At 69.2% G+C, this 16,465-nt stretch carries 15 protein-coding genes and 3 pseudogenes; 14 read left to right on the top strand and 4 right to left on the bottom strand.

Annotation, left to right across the window (positions count from 1 at the left end; genetic code table 11):
- Positions 1-439: 439 nt before the first annotated feature.
- Positions 440-772 carry a hypothetical protein gene (locus IPI43_34355; protein MBK7779147.1) on the top strand — a complete coding sequence of 111 codons (333 nt, stop codon included), beginning with the start codon at positions 440-442 and terminating at the stop codon, positions 770-772.
- 4 nt (positions 773-776) lie between these two features.
- Here IPI43_34355 and IPI43_34360 read toward each other — a convergent pair whose 3' ends face one another.
- Both IPI43_34360 and IPI43_34365 read right to left on the bottom strand, forming a co-directional pair.
- Positions 777-1,091, bottom strand: a complete 315-nt coding sequence (locus IPI43_34360) for a hypothetical protein (protein MBK7779148.1) — start codon at positions 1,089-1,091, stop codon at positions 777-779.
- Positions 1,092-1,104: 13 nt separating this feature from the next.
- Entirely contained in the window at positions 1,105-2,655 is a 1,551-nt protein-coding gene (locus IPI43_34365) for an NAD(P)/FAD-dependent oxidoreductase (protein MBK7779149.1), read from the bottom strand.
- A 55-nt stretch (positions 2,656-2,710) separates the two neighbouring features.
- Here IPI43_34365 and IPI43_34370 point away from each other — a divergent pair, with 55 nt between their 5' ends.
- From IPI43_34370 to IPI43_34425, 12 genes and pseudogenes are all read left to right on the top strand, one after another.
- Entirely contained in the window at positions 2,711-3,382 is a 672-nt protein-coding gene (locus tag IPI43_34370) for a response regulator transcription factor (protein MBK7779150.1), read from the top strand.
- Entirely contained in the window at positions 3,379-4,713 is a 1,335-nt protein-coding gene (locus IPI43_34375) for a hypothetical protein (GenBank protein ID MBK7779151.1), read from the top strand. The genes IPI43_34370 and IPI43_34375 overlap by 4 nt, the downstream gene beginning before the upstream one ends.
- 64 nt (positions 4,714-4,777) lie before the next feature.
- On the top strand, positions 4,778-5,143 hold the full coding sequence (locus IPI43_34380; protein ID MBK7779152.1) for a hypothetical protein: 366 nt from the start codon (positions 4,778-4,780) through the stop codon (positions 5,141-5,143).
- Complete coding sequence (locus IPI43_34385) at positions 5,127-5,396, top strand: hypothetical protein (protein ID MBK7779153.1); 270 nt, start codon at positions 5,127-5,129, stop codon at positions 5,394-5,396. The genes IPI43_34380 and IPI43_34385 overlap by 17 nt, the downstream gene beginning before the upstream one ends.
- Positions 5,393-6,238 (top strand): FAD:protein FMN transferase, encoded by an 846-nt coding sequence (locus IPI43_34390; protein MBK7779154.1) that lies wholly within the window; start codon positions 5,393-5,395, stop codon positions 6,236-6,238. Before IPI43_34385 ends, IPI43_34390 begins: the two co-directional genes overlap by 4 nt.
- Positions 6,235-6,894: a hypothetical protein gene (locus tag IPI43_34395; GenBank protein MBK7779155.1), complete on the top strand. Its 660-nt coding sequence runs from the start codon at positions 6,235-6,237 to the stop codon at positions 6,892-6,894. Before IPI43_34390 ends, IPI43_34395 begins: the two co-directional genes overlap by 4 nt.
- Positions 6,891-7,658 carry a cytochrome b/b6 domain-containing protein gene (locus IPI43_34400; GenBank protein ID MBK7779156.1) on the top strand — a complete coding sequence of 256 codons (768 nt, stop codon included), beginning with the start codon at positions 6,891-6,893 and terminating at the stop codon, positions 7,656-7,658. The genes IPI43_34395 and IPI43_34400 overlap by 4 nt, the downstream gene beginning before the upstream one ends.
- Positions 7,659-7,718: 60 nt before the next feature.
- Positions 7,719-8,235, top strand: a pseudogene (locus tag IPI43_34405) (putative metal-binding motif-containing protein).
- Positions 8,150-9,862, top strand: a complete 1,713-nt coding sequence (locus tag IPI43_34410; protein MBK7779157.1) for a putative metal-binding motif-containing protein — start codon at positions 8,150-8,152, stop codon at positions 9,860-9,862. Before IPI43_34405 ends, IPI43_34410 begins: the two are co-directional and overlap by 86 nt.
- Positions 9,859-10,113 (top strand): hypothetical protein, encoded by a 255-nt coding sequence (locus tag IPI43_34415; GenBank protein MBK7779158.1) that lies wholly within the window; start codon positions 9,859-9,861, stop codon positions 10,111-10,113. The genes IPI43_34410 and IPI43_34415 overlap by 4 nt, the downstream gene beginning before the upstream one ends.
- A gap of 1,561 nt (positions 10,114-11,674) precedes the next feature.
- Positions 11,675-12,022, top strand: a pseudogene (locus IPI43_34420) (alpha/beta hydrolase family protein).
- Between the two features lie 73 nt (positions 12,023-12,095).
- A complete protein-coding gene (locus IPI43_34425) occupies positions 12,096-12,260 on the top strand; it encodes a hypothetical protein (GenBank protein MBK7779159.1) in 165 nt (54 codons plus the stop codon).
- Here the strand turns inward: IPI43_34425 and IPI43_34430 are convergent.
- Positions 12,193-13,553, bottom strand: a pseudogene (locus tag IPI43_34430) (thiolase domain-containing protein). The gene IPI43_34425 and the pseudogene IPI43_34430 overlap by 68 nt on opposite strands.
- Before the next feature lie 870 nt (positions 13,554-14,423).
- Here IPI43_34430 and IPI43_34435 point away from each other — a divergent pair.
- The gene (locus IPI43_34435) at positions 14,424-14,603 is read left to right on the top strand and encodes a hypothetical protein (GenBank protein ID MBK7779160.1); all 180 of its coding nucleotides are present in this window, start codon (positions 14,424-14,426) and stop codon (positions 14,601-14,603) included.
- Positions 14,604-16,091: 1,488 nt separating this feature from the next.
- Here IPI43_34435 and IPI43_34440 read toward each other — a convergent pair.
- Positions 16,092-16,454 (bottom strand): hypothetical protein, encoded by a 363-nt coding sequence (locus tag IPI43_34440; GenBank protein MBK7779161.1) that lies wholly within the window; start codon positions 16,452-16,454, stop codon positions 16,092-16,094.
- Positions 16,455-16,465: the final 11 nt, after the last annotated feature.

Here is a 16,465-nt window from a genome sequence, read left to right on the forward strand (position 1 = left end):
GTAACGCCATTCCCGTCACTCGCGGCCGCGCGCGCTTCTCTCTCGGCGCAGGCCCGACGTTCGAGGTGACGCCCGCTGGCATTCTCTCAGGCGTCGCGCGGAACATCGGACTGCAGACCTCGAGCTCGGAGACCCGGGCTTTCGCTACGCGTTCGTCGTGAAGGGCGCTCACCTCGATGACATCAGGAGGGTGTGGACGATCCCGCTCCAGCGGGCGTTCACACGGAGGCTCCCCGCCGCAACGATGCACTCCGACGGCACCCATGTGACCCTGACGTTGGCAGGATCGGGCGAGGAGACCCAACATCTCGACGCCATTCTGGACCTCGTTGGCGCGTTGGCATCTACAGGGGCTGCCGAGTTCGAGGCTCTCGCCGCGCTGCCCGAGGTGACCCTGGTACCAGCATCGGGGCCGCGAACCAAACCGCCTGCGCGGCGCTTGCGCCTCACCACCGCCCACGGCGAGGCGACTGCCACGCTCCAGTGGGTGAAGTCCGCCCCGCGCATCTGGCTGACCCTGCCCACCTCCCGCGACCTCCCGCCCTTCCGCATCGTGGTTCGCGACGGCACCGCAGACGGACTCCCGACCGGCCTCCTGAGCGAGTACGCGCTCCGCCTGCTGGGCGAACTCAACGGCGTCCTCCTGCTCAGCGAGGCTGGCAAGCTCGACGTCCGTTGGCTGGGCATCCCCACACCCGACGGCCTGATGGTCGGCGCGAAGCTGCTGGGCGAGCTCGCGGGCGGCACGCACCACGTGGGCGCGTTCCGCTAGCCCCTCAGTGGCTGAGCTCCCAGTGGCAGCCCGCGTTCACGGCGGCGTAGCCCGCCGAGAAGTCGGTGGACGCGTTGTAGGTCCAGAGTTCGCTCGCGGCCGCGAACGTGGTGGTGGCGCCATCCGGCGCGCGGCACGTGCACTCGTAGGGCGGCGCGGCGCTTCGAGCCGGGTCGGTCCCCACGCAGGTCACTTCGAAGGTCCCGCCGCGGCACTCGAACGTGACGTTGGGGGTCCCGTAGGAGTGGGTGCAGGCTCCCTGCGCGTCACAGCCCGCGACGAACACAAAGAGCAGGGCGAGGCGCGTGAGCGTGGTCATGCGGGGCAGCGTCTCACCCGCGCTCGGCGGCCGCAAGCGAGCGCGCTGAATGGCGAGGGCCCGAGTAGGCGTAGTCCTCGAGGTCGAAATGGCCGCTCTGCCACCACAGCCGGAGGCCCGTGTGCGGCCGCACGAACGGCGAGTCGCCGTGCTTGTCGAAGTAGTAGCTGTTGGAGGCCGCGCAGCCTGGCTGCGTGAAGATGGTGCTCTCCATGCGGCGCCGCATGTCTTCGGTGTAGGCGTCGTGGGGCGCCTGCTTCACCACCACGCGCGTGGCCGAGCGCCGCTGCGTCTCGCGGATGCAGCGCACGATGTGCCGCACGTTGGCCTCGATGATGCTGAACCACGAGGCACCCGTGACCGAGTAGGGCCCGTTCATGAGCCAGAAGTTGGGCGCCTGCGGCACCGAGATGCCCTCGTAGTTCTGGTAGCGCTGCTGGTCCCAGTAGGCTCCCAGCTCCACGCCAGAGAGGCCCACCACCGGGAACGCGGGCATAGCGCCCAGCTCCAGCACCTTGAAGCCAGTGGCCAGGATCAGCGTGTCGATGGGGCGCTCCCGGCCGTCCGCCGTGATGATGGCGTGCTCCGTGATGCGCGCGATGGGCTCGGTGATCAGCTCGGTGTTCGGGCGGTTGAACGTGCTCAGGTAGCGGTTCGAGAACGACGGTCGCTTGCAGCCGAACGAGTAGCGCGGGGTGAGCTTGCGACGCACCTCGGGGTCCTTCACCTGACGCTGCAGGTGCTCCAGGCAGACTCGCTCCATGGCGCGCACCAAGAACGGGAACTTGGTGTGCTGCACCACGCCCAGCACCATGATCACCTCGGTGGCGGCGCTGGTCACCACGCGCATCAGCTGCTGCGTGGGCGGCGCGGCCTCGAAGAGCGCCTGCACCTCTCTGGCAATCGCGAAGTCCACCTTGGGCATGACCCAGATCGCGGTGCGCTGATAGACGTCGAGCTGCTGCGCGCCTCCGGCGATCTCGGGGATGAGCTGCAGCGCCGAGGCCCCTGTCCCAATCACCGCGATGCGCTTGCCGCGCAGGTCGGCGTCGTGGTTCCAGCGCGCGGTGTGGATGACCTGGCCAGCGAATCGCGCCACCCCCTCGATGTCCGGTATGTGCGGCTTGTCGAGCGGTCCCACGGCGCCGACGAGGAAGCGGGTGGTGATCACGCCCTCGCTCGTGTGCACCCGCCAGACGTCGAGGCGCTCGTCGAACACCGCCTGCTCCACGTACGTGTGGAGGCGCAGGTGCCGGCGCAGGTCGTACTTGTCGGCGCAGTGCTCGGCATAGGCGCGCAGCTCTCTCCCCGGCGCGAACGCACGCGACCAGTCCGGGTTCGGCTCGAACGAGTAGCTGTACGTGGTCGAGGGGATGTCCACGGCCACGCCCGGATACGTGTTGTGCCGCCACACGCCGCCCACGCCGTCGGCTGCGTCCAGGATCACGAAGTCCTCGATGCCCGCCTCGCGCAGCTTGATACCAGCGCCCAGTCCCGAGAAGCCCGCGCCCACGATCACCACCTCGTGGTTCACTGCGGCGCTGGAGCTTGTCTTGGAAGTCATTGCGTCTCAGGCTCTCGCTCTCGCGTGCGCTTGGCAAGCGAGCTGAGCAGTCTCCATGCGCATCCTGGTGGTCGAAGACGACGCAAAGATTTCCGGCTTTCTCCAGCGCGGGTTGGGAGAGGAGGGCCACCGCGTGGAGGTCGCCCGCACCCTGTCTGCGGCCCGCGCCGAGGCGCGCTCGCTCGCCTACGACCTCATGCTGGTCGACCGCATGCTGCCGGACGGCGACGGGCTCACGCTGGTGCGCGACATGCGCCAGCACGGCGACGTGACCCCGGTCATCTGCCTGACCGCGCGCGACCAGACCGAGGACAAGGTGGAGGGGCTCTACGGCGGCGCCGACGACTACCTGGTCAAGCCCTTCGAGTTCGGGGAGCTCCTGGCGCGCATCGCCGCGGTGACGCGCCGGGTGCCCAGCGCGGGCACCCTGAACGTGGGTGACCTGAGCATCGACCTGCCCAGCCGGCGCGTTCACCGGGCGGGGCGAGAGCTGCACCTCACCGCGCAGGAGTACGCGCTGCTGCGCTATCTGGCCGAGCACGCCGGGGTGGTCCTCTCACGCACGCGCTTGCTCGAGGCGGTCTGGGACATGTCGCACGACCCACGCACCAACGTGGTGGACGTGTACATCAGCTACCTGCGCGCCAAGATCGACAAGGGCTTCGACCACAAGCTGCTGCAGACCGTGCGAGGTGTGGGCTACGTCTTGGACGACAAGCCCCGATGAGCACGTCCATCTCGAAGCAGATCGCGCTCGGGGGGACGGCCATCTTGGGCGCAACGCTCATCCTGGTGGGCGTGGCCACCGCCATGGTGCTGCACCGGCGTCAGACCAGCGCGCTCGACGAGGCGCTGCTCATCGCGGCGCACGGACGCGCGCACCCCGAGGTGGACGTCGAGGTCGAGGTCGAGCACAGTCGCGCGCCGATCGACGCTTGGATCGTGGTGCCGGGTGACGGCCGTGTCTCCGCGTCCCTGGCGCGGGCCGCGCTGCGCGGCGAGGCTCCGCTGCACGTCACCGTGGGCGACCAGCGCATGGTGCTGCTGCCCTTCGAGGTGGAGGGCGACGAGGACGAAGAGCGCGAGGAGCTGGCCGCGGCCGCTGCCCCGGTGGTCACCCTCGCACGCAGCGTGGGCCCCTTCGCGGGCGTCTATGCGCTCCTCGCGGCCATGGCGGCGCTGGTGGCCACGTTCGTCCAGCTCCAGGTGGTGCGGCGCGCGTTCGAGCCCGTCGACCGCGCTCGCGAGCGCGCCAGCCGCGTGACCGGGTTCGGGGTCGACCAGCGCCTCGACGAGGACGCGCCGGTCGAGATCCAGCCGCTGCTGGTGGCGCTCAACGGCCTGCTCGAGCGCCTCGACCGGTCGTATCGCGCGCAGACACGCTTCACCGCCGAGGCCGCTCACGAGCTGCGCACGCCCGTCACGGCCATGCTCGGGGAGCTGGACGTCACGCTGCGCAGCCCACGCTCGGCCGAGGCGTATCAGGAGGTGCTCACGTCCATGCGCGACGACGTGCTCCGCCTGCGCCAGCTGGTGGAGGGGCTGACGGCGCTCACGCGCGTGGACGCCAGTGACCTCGGGCGCAGCCACGAGCTGATGCGCGCGGGGGAGGTGGCGTCCAACGCGCTCGCTGCCGAGGCCGCGACCCTGCGCGCCGCGGGCAACACGGTCACCGTGCAGCTCGACGACGACCCCGAGATCGAAGCCAACCGCTCGCTGGTGGAGGCGGCGCTCGGCAACCTGCTGCGCAACGCGGCGCGCCACGCACCCGGGCGAGACGTGGTGCTGCAGGTGGCACGCCGCGGTGACTTCGCCGAGTTCACGGTGGACGACGCGGGCCCCGGGGTGGAGGAGTCCGAGCGCGAGGTGCTCTTCGACCGCTTCGTGCGCGGGGGACGGGCGCGTGAACTCGACCGCCAGGGCCTCGGCCTCGGCCTCTCCATCACGCGCGAGGTGGCTCGCCGCCACGGGGGGGACTGCGTGCTCGAGCGCTCACCGCTCGGGGGGCTGCGGGCGCGTCTCACGCTGCGGCTCCCGGCGCCGCTCAGCGACGTCTAAGGCCGCTCTAATCGTCCTCCAATCTCGGCGCCCCAAGCTAGGGGCGAACCAAGAGGAGGTTCCGATGAACAAGCACCTGGCTCTCGCATATGCATTCGCAGGACTGGCCGTGGCGGCCGCCCTGATCGCTTTCGTCACCACGTCCACCCTCACGCCTGATCCCGCGGAGGTCGCCACCGGCGTCGTAGAAGCTGCGGCGCCCGATCCCGGTACCCCCGCGGCGGCGCCATCCGAGGCGCCCGCGGCCACGGTGGCGGCGGCTCCCGCACCCGAGCCGGCGGTCGAGTACGTGTACGTCGACGAACCGGCGCGCGCGGGCGGTCGTCACGACGACGATGACGACGAGGACGACGAACACGAGAACGACGAGCACGAGGACGGCGACGACGACCGCGAAGAACGAGGTGGCCACCATGACGACGATGACTGAGCGCGAGATGCAGAAGCGGCTGGTCGACCTGTCGGTCATCACGCTCTCGGCGCTGGTGTTCGGCGGTGGCTATCTGCTGGCCTCGAGCGTGGACCGCGAGCGCGCGCGGCTCGCCCCGCCCGTGCAGGAAGAGACCGTCCAGCTCGCCACGGTCAGCCTCGACGTGGCTGACGTGCCGCCTGTGCCGGGGCTGCAGCCGGCCCCACCGCCCACGCGCCGCGTGGTGGTGGTGCGTCGCACGAGGGCGTCATGAAGCAGCACGCGTTTCTCGCCATGGGCACCGACTGGACCATCCTCGCCGACGGCTGCGGCCCAGAAGCGCTGGTGCAGGCTGAGCGCCTGGTGCGCGACGTGGAGGGGCGGCTCTCTCGCTTCTTGCCGGACTCTGCCGTCTCACGGCTCAACCGCGACCGCGAGGCGAGCGACCCCGTGCTCGCTGCGGTGCTGCACGAGGCCATGGGCTTCTTGCGCGACACTGGAGGGGCCTTCGACCCGCGCCTCGGAGCCCAGCTCGCGTCGCTCGGCTATGACCGCCCGTTCGCGGAGGTGAGGAGCCCTGCGGGGTCCCCGCGCCTCGACGAAGTCCAGGAGCTCCAGGTGATGATCGAAGGTGCCCACGTCTCGCTCGAAGGCAACGGCAGCGTGGACCTCGGCGGCATCGCGAAGGGCTGGACAGTGGACCGGGTGCTCGACGCGCTCGTCGCTGCGGGCGCGGGGGCCGTCCTCGTGGATGGCGGCGGCGACATCGCCGTGCGCGGCGCCGAGTGGCCCATCGGCGTGGATGACGACCTCAGCGTGCTGCTGCGCGATGGCGCCGTGGCCACGTCATCGACGCGCGGGCGGCGCTGGCAGTCGGCACAGGGTCAGCACGCGCACCACATCCTCTCGGCCCGTACCGGCCTCCCTGCAACGTCCCCGGTGGACACCGTCACGGTGGTCGCGCCCAACGCCACCACCGCCGACGCGCTCGCCACGGCGGCGTTGGTCGACCCGTCCGGTCAGCTGCCGCGCCTCACGGGGCCGGGCTTCCAAGCGGCCATGCGCGCGTCGAGCGGCGCCTGGTACACCACGCCCAACTGGAGCGAGGCGCCATGAAGAGCGCGTTTCCCACGTGGATTCAACGCTTCGCCCTTGCGGCCCTCGGAGCGGCCACCGTGCTGTCCATGGCCCCTTTGGTGGAGCGCTTCGCCGCGCCCGGCGTGCCCGTGATGTGGTGGGCAGACCGTGCCCTCGGCATGCTGGCGTACGTGTCCCTGTGGATGTCCACCCTGTTCGGTGTGATGGTGGGCAGCCGTGGGGCGGGCGGGCTGCTCGACCGTGCCACGGTGCTCCAGCTGCACAGCCGCTGGGCGCTGGTCGCGCTCAGCGCCACAGGACTCCACGTCCTCACCGTGGTGGCTGACCCCTACTCGGGCATCTCGCCGCTGGCCGTGTTCGTGCCCGGCGCGGCGGAGAAGCTGACCGTGCCGGTGACGCTCGGCACGTTCGCCCTCTATGGCCTGGTCAGCATCGGAGTCGCCACGTACCTCGCGGACCGTATCCCGAAGGCGGTCTGGCGCGCCATCCACGCCACCGCGTTCGGCACGTACCTGTTGGCCCTCGCTCACGGCGTCCTCGCCGGCAGCGAGACGCAGGTGCTGGCGGTGCGTGCGCTCTACGTCGGCACCGCCGCCGTGCTCTTGGCCGCCGTCTTGCAGCGCGTGTTGCTCAGCCTCGCACCCTCCACCTCGAAAATCGGACCTGCATCATGAAACGCATCCTCGTCTGGGACCTCCCCACTCGGCTCTTCCATTGGCTGCTGGCGGGCTCCTTCATCGCGGCGTTCACCATCGCCAACGTGATGGACGACGACAGCCCCACCTTCGCAGTCCACATGCTGCTCGGCGCGGTCATGGGCCTCATGGTCGTGCTGCGCGTGGTCTGGGGCTTCGTCGGCTCCCGCTATGCGCGCTTCGGCTCCTTCGCCTTTGGTCCGAGTGACGTGCTCGCCTACCTGAAGGGCACCGTGAGCGGCGAGGGCAAGCGCTACATCGGCCACAACCCGGGCTCGAGTGTGGCCATCTGGGCCATGCTGGGGCTGACGCTCGGGCTGGGCGTGAGTGGCGCCCTGATGTCCACCAACGAGGCGCTCGAAGAGGTCCACGAGGTGCTCTCCTATGCGCTGCTGGCGGTCGTGGTCACCCACGTGGCAGGCGTCATCTGGCACACCCTGCGGCACCGCGAGAACATCACCGCCAGCATGGTGAGTGGCTACAAGGACGGTGAACCCGAGGGCGCGATTCCGTCTGTGCACCCTGCGGCTGCCGCCGTCTTCTTGGTGCTGACCGCCGCCTGGGCGGGGCTGTTGGTGCAGGGCTACGATGGCGCGACGCGAACCGTCACTCTTCCGTTGGTGGGCACCACGCTGCAGCTGGGCGAAGGCCCCGAGGGCGGAGGCGGCGACACAGGCGAGCCGGGTGCCACTCGCGCCGAGGAAGCGGTGGAAGAAGAGGAAGAGGAGGACGACGACGACTGAGCCCGCGGCGTCCGGGGCGTCCGTTGACACCGGTCACGCGCACGCGAGAGCATCCCCATCATGAAGACCGTGGGTGGTTCGAGGTGGGTGTGGACTTGGGTTGGCACTGGCTTGGTCACGATGGCGCTCGCGGGCTGCGGCGAGGCGGCCGCTCCTGCGGTGGACGCCGGCTGGACGTGCACCACGGCTACGCAGTGCGAGGACGGGGTCTTCTGCAACGGCGTGGCCACCTGTGCGCCGTCCGATCCCAACGCGGACGAGAACGGCTGCTTGGCCGCCGAACCGCGGTGCGCGCTAGCCCAGTGCGATGAAGCGGGCCGACGCTGCCTCGAATTCTGTGGGTCGGTGGCCGACGTGGACGGCGACGGTCACGTGTCCGTAGCCTGCGGAGGCGCCGATTGCGACGACACCAACGCCGAGCGCTTCCCCGGAAACCCCGAGCGCTGTGACGGGCTCGGTCGACGAAGACCGGCCGCTGACGCTCGGCTGCGATGTGGACGGACTGGCGCTGTGTGGCGTTCGCGTGCTGCAACCGACAGTCCGACGGGGGCCTCGCTTGCGGTCAGGACTGCAATGATGGCAGCGACGAGGTGAAGCCCGGCGCGCCGGGATCTGGCTTCGTGGACGGCTTGACTGCGATGGTGTCGTGGACGACGCTCGGCGCGGTGGCGACGTCGCACCCTACCAGGCGGGGCCTCTTCGGCTTCGACGCCGGTGTGGGGATGAGCGCCTGCGCGCAGCCGAGCACTCCGCCCACGGTCTGTGGAGGCCGGCCCGGCGCGGCGTGGTCCGACCGCTCCACCGACTGCGACGACAGCACGGCCTCGGTGAACCCCAACCGCACCGAGCTGTGCGCCGGCGGCGACGACGACGACTGCGATGGGGACCTGCACCCCAACGAAGACGCCGATGGCGATGGCTGGATCAACGCGTCCTGCGGAGGCACCGACTGCGACGACGATGACATCGCGACGTTCTTGGGAGCCCCCGAGCTGTGCGACGGACGCGACAACAACTGCGACGGAGGCGCGTTCGAGGAGGATCTCGATGGTGACGGCGAGCTCGGGGTGGGCGCGGGCTGCGTGGGCGGACCACGCGCTGCGTTCCCGCGCACGGACTGCGACGACAGCAACGACTTGGTCGCCCTGGGAGCTCCTGAACTCTGCGATGGAATCGACAACGACTGCGACGAGGACGTGGATCAGGTCCCTGACGCGAGCGCGGCCTGTCCGGGTGACGCCTACGCCTGCGTGGCGGGCGAGTGCCTGCAGTGCGCGACCTGCGACCTGACGGGCCCCAACCGCACCTACTGGTATCTGCTCTCCGAGCTGGGGGCCACGCGCTTCGACGGCTTGGACCTCGACGACGGGCCGGCCTCCACCGGCTGCTCCACGGACCTCACGGCACCGGATGGACGCACGCAGGTGGACAACATCATCGGCGGCGTCATCGACCTCGGCGCCAACGCGTTCGGCATCACCGTCAACGAGGACCTCACCGACGAGATCCTCGCGTCCGACATCGTGCGTGTGCTCGAGGTGCGCGGCGTCGACGGCTGCAACGACCCCGAGGTGGAGGTGCAGCTCTGGCAAGGCCGCGTGCCACCGCGAAGACGCGCGCACCCTGGCTGTACAGCGAGGGAGAACCTCCTGGACCCCGACACGTCGCCCGCTTCCAAGTACCTCGCGACCAGCGAGCTGAAGACCGCCAAAGCCTGGGCCAGGCGAAGGTTTCTCCTGCGTCACCTTCTGGGAGCACACCAGCAAGCTCTGCCGCGGGTCGCTTCCCGGCGCTTCCGGGGCTGGAGTGAGAATTGGGGTCTTGATCGGGTGACCCAGAGGGGGCGACGCTCGGCGCGTGAACGACGTCGAACTCTATCAGGCGGTGCTTGGCATCCAGGCGCCACGGAAGGTGACGAAGGTGGAACTGGCGCTGACGGACGGTCGCGTGGACGCGTGGGTGGAGCACCCGCGCGGGACAGAAGTTCGCGTGCCCCGACTAGCCAGACGATGGCCCCATCCACGACCCACGCCGGCGCGAACGTGGCGCCATCTGGACACGTGCCAGTACCGGACGCCCGCTTGCACGCGGGGGCCGCCACGCGTCCGCTGCGAGGAGCACGGCGTTCGGCAGGTGGTCCTCCCATGGGGGAGGCCAAGTCGCAGTTCACGCTGCTCTTCGAGCGGTTCGCGATCGACTGTTGAAGGCGACCGACATCGCGAAGGCCGCCGCCATCCTGCGCATCCGGGACGAGGCCATGGGCGACTATCAAGCGACGGGCGGTGGCGCGCGGCCAGGCCCGCCGAGCTGTCACCCCGTCCGCGCCCACGCGCGTGGGCGTCGACGAGAAGTCTCCCGGCAGGGGCAGAGTACTTCACGATCAGGCAACCCCGACACCAAGACGGTGGAGTGGATTGGCGATGGGAAAGCAACGGCCCACCTCGACGAGTACTGAAGGGCACCTCCAAGCGACCCGAGGCAATCGAGTGCGTCGCCACGGACACGTGGAAGGCCCGGCCCATGAGCTCGACGCTGCGCAGCGTCCCCCCGACGGAATGCGCAAGATCGTTCTCGACCGCCACCACGTCACGCACTGCGCCACCGCGGCGGTGGACCAGGTCCGCGCAACGAGCATGCAAGCCTCACCCGGCAGGGAGAGACGCCGCCACCGCGAAGACGCGCTACCTCCGGCTGTACAGCGAGGAGAACCCCCCCGACCGACACGTCGCCCGCTTCGAAGACCCCAAGACCAGCGAGCCGAAGACCGCCAAAGCCTGGGTCTTACTGAAGAGCCTCTACGCGTCACCCTCTGGGAGCACGCCAGCAAGCCTGGCCGCGGGTCGCTCCTCAGCTCCCCATTCGCCCGCTCAAGGCCATGAAGCTCCCGCCGCTCCAACAAGCTCCGCAAGCACCCCTGCGGACCATCGCGCGAACATCCTCACGCTGCATCGACCACCGCGTGACCAGCGCCGCCTGGCGAGGGCATCAACCCGTCATCCAGGAACTCAGCATCGCAGCCGCGCGTCGCGCAACCGCGAGAACTTCAAGACCGCGATCCTCTTCCAACTCGACAGACTGACCTCCATCCCGCTCTACCCCTCAGCCGTGACCGACCCGAACCCCCGGTAGCCCCGCTTAGCCTCAGCCTCATTCGCTCGCTCAAGGCCATGGAGCCCCGCCGCTCAACAAGTTTTCTCGTCAAGCACCCTGGCAGACCATCGCGCGAACATCCACGCGTGCATCGACCACCCCCCCGCGGGGTGACCAGCGTTCCCGCCTGGCGAGGGCATCAACCCGTTCATCCAGGTGCTCAAGCGCAGGACGCGGCGCCGGAAGCGAGAACCGCGAGAACGCGACCCTTCCAACCCGGTGGACTCGACCTCCATCCCGCCGCTCCCCCTCATCTGACGCCACGAACCCCGGAAGTGCCACCAAAGTCCATTGATTCCAAATCCATGCGATACCCTCGAGATGATGTGTGAAGTTCCCGGCGGCGAGTATGCCATGTGAGTTGCGGTGGGGGGTAGGGTCCGTGCAATCAACACCACCTCGACCGCCGAGCCCCCGCCGAGTATCTTCGCCGACCATGACCCGGTCGACCGCGCGACGGGCCGCTTGGCTCGCGCAAAAGATGTTTGCGGCGGGCTTTGGGGACGTGGATGCCCTCGAACGGATGCGCGACGCATCCGCGCTCTTCGACGTTACACACGGAATTTTCCTCGAAGAGGCCATCAAACAATCGCCATTCCTGACAGGGCGTCAGCGCTTTCAGCCGCGATCGACGAAGGGCCTCAACCAGCGCGACGTATCGTGGCACTCAGGCGCAGTCGACCCGCGCTTCGAGGGCTCCGTGAGGAGGGGCCGCGCGCTCTTGCTCACCCAGCAGGGGGAGCTCTCGCACGATGCGCCCCTCTGCATCGCCATGGCGGCGAGCGGTGAAGAGGCTGGCGCACGCCGCGTAAAGCTCTTGGCGCCGTTGGTGCGCGAGGGCCTCGAGGTGCTGGTGCTGGAGAACCCTGTTCTACGGCGCGCGGCGCCGGCCCGGTCAGCCGTCCGCGCGGTTGCCCACGGTCTACGAGCAGTTCCACATGAACCACGCGTCGGTGCTGGAGACGATGGGGCTGCTGCGCGCGCTGCGGGAGCGCCCCGGCTTCCAGCACAAGCCGCTGGGCCTCGTGGGCTACAGCATGGGCGGCTTCATGGTGTCGCTCGCCGCCGGTGCGTTCGGCCAGCCCCTGGCCGTGGTGCCCGTGGCGGCAGGCCGTTCACCGCGCAGTGTGTACCTCGACGGGGCCCTGTCGTGGGCTGTGGACTTCGCCGCGCTCGAGCGCGAGAGGCCTGATGCACGCGCGTTCTTGGGCGAGCTGTTCGAGGCCACCGCTCGGCACCTGCACGCGCCCGCGCCCGGGTCGTCCATCGTGATGGCGTCCGCCGAGCGTGACGGGTTTCGTGTGCCTCGAAGAGACCGACCAGCTCTTGCAGCACTGGCCCGGCGCGTCCTGGTGGCGCTACCGCGGTGGGCACACGCACGTCTTCACCACGTTCGACGCGCACATTCGGCGGGCGGTCCGCGACGCCTTCCGTGGCCTCGCGCGCGGGTAGCAAGAGAGACGAAGAAGCCCGCCTGGACCGAAGTCGAGGCGGGCTCGTTCATGCGTTGCGCGCGGGTGTCAGACGCCGATGACGAAGCTGACGCTGGCGCGGTGCCGCCGCCGCCGATGTTGAGCGTCGCACGTTCCGGCGCCGGCCACCTGGTGGTCGCCCGCCGTGTCGGTGACCCGCTTGTAGGCGTCCAGCGCCCGGCGCACGCCGGAGGCGCCCACAGGGTGACCCGCGCCGATCAGGCCGCCGCTCGGGTTGATGGGGCAGCGACCGCCGAGGGCGATGGTGCCGTCCTCCACGGCCTTCCAGCTCTCACCGGGCTTGGTGAGGCCGAAGTGGTCGATGGCCATGTACTCGCTGGTGGTGAAGCAGTCGTGCGTCTCGATGCAGTCGATGCCCGACACCTCCGCGATGCCAGCGCGCTTGCGGGCGCTGGTGATGGTGGAGCGCACGTGCGGCAGCACGTGCACCGGCGTCCTTGCTCTCGGCCACCTTGTCGTCGAAGCGCAGGCGCGCCGTGTTGTGACCCCAGCCCTTGATGCGCGGGATTTCGAGCTTCACGCCGTTGCGCGCGGCCCACTTGCTGGCGAACGCGGCCGACGCGAGGATCACGGTGGCCGGAGCCGTCCGTCACCTGCGAGCAGTCGCTGATCCACGCGGCCGCCCACGGCGCTGCTGAACTCGTCGCGCGCCAGCGCGTGGCCCTTGTTCGGCGTACCAGGTGCGGGTCTGCGCGTTGGGGTTGAGCTTGCCGTTGGCGTAGTTGATGGCGCTGATCTCGGCGAGGTGCTCGTCCTTCAGGCCGTAGCGCTTGTCGTACTCGTCGCCCAGCTTGCCGAACAGCTTCGGGAACGGGAACTCCACGCCCTTGGCCTCGAGCTCGTACCAGGCCGCGGTGCCGAGGTAGTCGCCGCCGATGGCCGGGCTCACGGTCTTCATCTGCTCGACGCCGACCACCAGCGCGCAGTCGTAGCGCCCGGCCTCGATCTCGCCGCTGGCCGCGAGCAGCGCGATGCTGCCCGACGCGCAGGCGGCTTCATGCCGCCCAGTGGGCAGGCCGCCGAAGGCCGGTCGGCCTCCGAGAAGAAGGCGCCGATGTGGCCCTGCTTCGCGTAGAGCGACGCGGCGAAGTTGCCCACGCCCGCTCTCGATCTCTTCCGGAGCCACCTTCGCGCCGCGCAGCGCGCCGGCCACCGACTCGCGGATCATGGCGACGAAGTGCTTCCGCTCCTTGCTCCAGTTGCGGGCGAAGTCGGTCTGGTAACCACCAAGGATATAAACCGGGACCCTGATTTTCTCCTTCTGCTGGTGGGACTGACGCTCAGCCGGCGACGAAGAACTGGCCGACGTTGATGGCGTGGGTGGTTGAAGCGCGTGCCCGGCGCGGCGTTCGCCAAGATGGTGGCACGGGGACGTTCCGACTTCTCGAGCATGCCGATGGTCTGCGCGAGGCCGATGGTGTCCCAGCACGCTGGGCGGCGCTTCCAGTTGGAGCCCTGACCCATGATCGGGTCGATGCCCGTGATGGTAGCCGGTGAACTCGCCCACGCGGTGGAAGGAGTAGCTGATGTAGCCAGAGATGACCTTGCGCGCGAGGGCCGGCCTCGGGGCGCCTTGGCGGCCACGAACGCGGCCATGGCGGCGTCGTAGCGACCGATGCGGTGCAGCGCCGCAGCCCCCGCGATGAAGCCGAGGTCCGGGAACTTGATCTCGTCCACCGGCTGGTAGCGATCCGTGCCGGATGAGCGCGAGCTTGCGCTTGCCGTCGCGCATGAAGAAGCCGCGGCCGTCTTGTTCCGAGCGTGCCCTTGTCCATGGAGCTCCGCCATGTACTTCGGCAGTTGGAGCGTGTCGTGGCCCCGTCCTTGGGTGAGGTGCATGATGCGTCCACGATGGCGCGGTGGATGTCCCAGCCCACGAGGTCCACGGTGGCGAGCGGCGTGAGCGCGCGCGGCCGCGTGTAGGGCCGACGATCTGTCGACCAGCGCGGGGCCGTGCTGCCCGCGAGGATGGCGCACTCGTTGAGGACCTTGAAGCCGACGCGGTTGCCGGCGAAGCCCGCCGTGTCGTGGTGCGGATCATGGTGCGCCGAGCCTCTTCTCCGAGTAGGCCTCGATGAAGTCGAGCAGGCCAGGTCCGTGTAGTGGTTCGGACTGAGTCTCCGTGCCGACGATGACGCGAGCGGTTGAAGAAGTGCAGGCCCAGGAAGGTCTGGCGGAAAGTCTCGCTGCGGCCCTCGGCCAGCGCGTCGATGGCGAGGCTGCCGGTGACGGTGGCCGCGATGGAGTCACGCGCGCGCGCGGCGTCGACGCGGGCGAAGAACTCTCCCGCTTGAGCGAGTGAGCTGCTCTGGTGACGGCCTGAAACGATGGAGGTCCGGCGCCGGCGCAGACCGCCTCGAGGTCCTCGTAGCACGCCAGCGTCCACCCGGTCAGACACGGTGGGTGAGAGGACCATGGTCCTAGCGGCGCTGGCGAAGCCCCTGCTCGGCCTCTTTCTCAGGGCGCGCGAAGAAGGTGACTTGGGGACGGCCTGGGTGAAGAGGACGCCGCTGCTGTAGCCCATGGTGCCGTTCGCGCCGGAGCACGACGACGTGGTTGAGCTGCAGGACGCGAGCAGGTTCTGCGCGGATTGCGTCGAGGTGGACACCAGCTTGTTCCTGTGGGGCCTGTTTGTTGCCGCCCCGTGAGGTCGACCGCGCGAGCCAGGGGTTGGGGCGCTGTTTACTAGATTTACCAGCGCACCCCGAAACGTGACGCGTCAGGGTGCGGACGTCAACCCCGGAGTAACGAAATACACTATCCCGCTAGGCTTGTGACAGCAGTTTACACGCTGTTTACAAAACGCGCGTTGGCTGGGATCCCGCGTGATCCTGCGGGATCTCGGGGGGATCCGGGGCGATCAGGAAGGTGGGCCGGATGGGTCACTTGGGATCGGGGTGATGGGCACCCCCGGCTGGAAGCCGGGGGCAGCAGACCAGGCCTGGGCGATTCGAAAGTCCTCTTCGGGCGGGACCCAAATGGTGAAGTCAGCCGGCCTACCAAGGGTACCGGACCCCGGGTCTCGTTCCGTTCGACTGCGCCTGGGGCCGCGGAGGGAGGCTGCACGGTGCCGGAGGAAGTTGCCCCCAGATCTTCTTCTGGATGCGCTCGGCCGACCAGCCTCCGCGCAGCATGGGGTCTGGCCAGCCGCGGCAGCTTGAGGATGGTGGGCAGGTCGGGCGGCGGCGAGATGGCGCTGTCGTAGTCGGTGCCGATGGCTGGCAACGTCTTCGCCTTTCGCGATGTTCACGATGCGCTCGAGGTGGTCGACCACGGTCTCCACCGGGGCGCCGCGCTTGGCGAGAGGAAGCCGCTCTGGAACATGACGCCCACGCAGCCGCCCGTGTCGGGCTACTTGCCGCGCAGCTGCTCTCGTCGGTGATGTTGCGCCAGTGCTCGTACACGCCCGCGATGCCTGTGTGCGTGACCATCAGCGGCTGCGTTCCAGTCGTGCACCGCCACTGGGCGTCGAAGAAGCCGCGCCGGGCTGATGCGGGCGAGGTCCAGGAAGATCTTCGCGTTCAGCACCTCGATGTACCGCGGCTCCGGTTGGTGAGTTTCGTCGTTGCCTCCCAGAGGCGCTGCGGCGAGCTGGTGGTCCCGGAGGCTCGAGTTGGAGAGGTGCAATTAGCGTGATGCGCAGCACGCTGGTGCGGGTCCAGCTTGTCGGAACCTCGAGGTCGTAGCTCGAGGCAGTTGCCGCCTTGCACGCCGAGGAACACGCCGCCGCTTTCCTGCGGCGCGCGCCTTTTTGGGTATTGCGCCGTGTTCCGCAATGATGCGGAACACGTCAGGCATTTCGCGAACTCGTCCTCGGAAGCGCCTCAGGCGTTCTGAAGAAGAGGCTGCGGCGCACCTGGCGGGCAAGAACGGGTTGGTGGTGATCAGCCACACGCCGCCCGTGAGCCCCGCAGTCTCCATGGCGCGCGGGAAGCGTCGCAGTGGCTGTAGAAGTGGCGACCCGCAGGCCCTCGCCGTGCTTCTTTCCGAGGTCGTAGCTGAAGATGCGCGTCCAGATGAACGTGCCGTGAGGTGGCAGGTCGATGCACGCCGGTTTTCGCGCAAGCATCTCGTCGGCCTCCTGGCTGATGGAGAGGCGCGCGGCCCAGGCGGCGAGGTCTTTGCGGGGATCGGTGAAGGCGAGCGTCGGCATGCGCGCAGGGT

This window comes from Sandaracinaceae bacterium (assembly GCA_016706685.1).
Lineage (GTDB): Bacteria > Myxococcota_A > Polyangia > Polyangiales > Houyiibacteriaceae > JADJJE01.

Coding starts and splice junctions, on each gene's coding strand:
- IPI43_34370 (MBK7779150.1), top strand. CDS start 2,711: ATGCGCATCCTGGTGGTCGAAGACGACGCAAAGATTTCCGGCTTTCTC.
- IPI43_34385 (MBK7779153.1), top strand. CDS start 5,127: ATGACGACGATGACTGAGCGCGAGATGCAGAAGCGGCTGGTCGACCTG.
- IPI43_34380 (MBK7779152.1), top strand. CDS start 4,778: ATGAACAAGCACCTGGCTCTCGCATATGCATTCGCAGGACTGGCCGTG.
- IPI43_34390 (MBK7779154.1), top strand. CDS start 5,393: ATGAAGCAGCACGCGTTTCTCGCCATGGGCACCGACTGGACCATCCTC.
- IPI43_34440 (MBK7779161.1), bottom strand. CDS start 16,454: ATGCCGACGCTCGCCTTCACCGATCCCCGCAAAGACCTCGCCGCCTGG.
- IPI43_34360 (MBK7779148.1), bottom strand. CDS start 1,091: ATGACCACGCTCACGCGCCTCGCCCTGCTCTTTGTGTTCGTCGCGGGC.
- IPI43_34400 (MBK7779156.1), top strand. CDS start 6,891: ATGAAACGCATCCTCGTCTGGGACCTCCCCACTCGGCTCTTCCATTGG.
- IPI43_34410 (MBK7779157.1), top strand. CDS start 8,150: ATGTGGACGGACTGGCGCTGTGTGGCGTTCGCGTGCTGCAACCGACAG.
- IPI43_34395 (MBK7779155.1), top strand. CDS start 6,235: ATGAAGAGCGCGTTTCCCACGTGGATTCAACGCTTCGCCCTTGCGGCC.
- IPI43_34365 (MBK7779149.1), bottom strand. CDS start 2,655: ATGACTTCCAAGACAAGCTCCAGCGCCGCAGTGAACCACGAGGTGGTG.
- IPI43_34375 (MBK7779151.1), top strand. CDS start 3,379: ATGAGCACGTCCATCTCGAAGCAGATCGCGCTCGGGGGGACGGCCATC.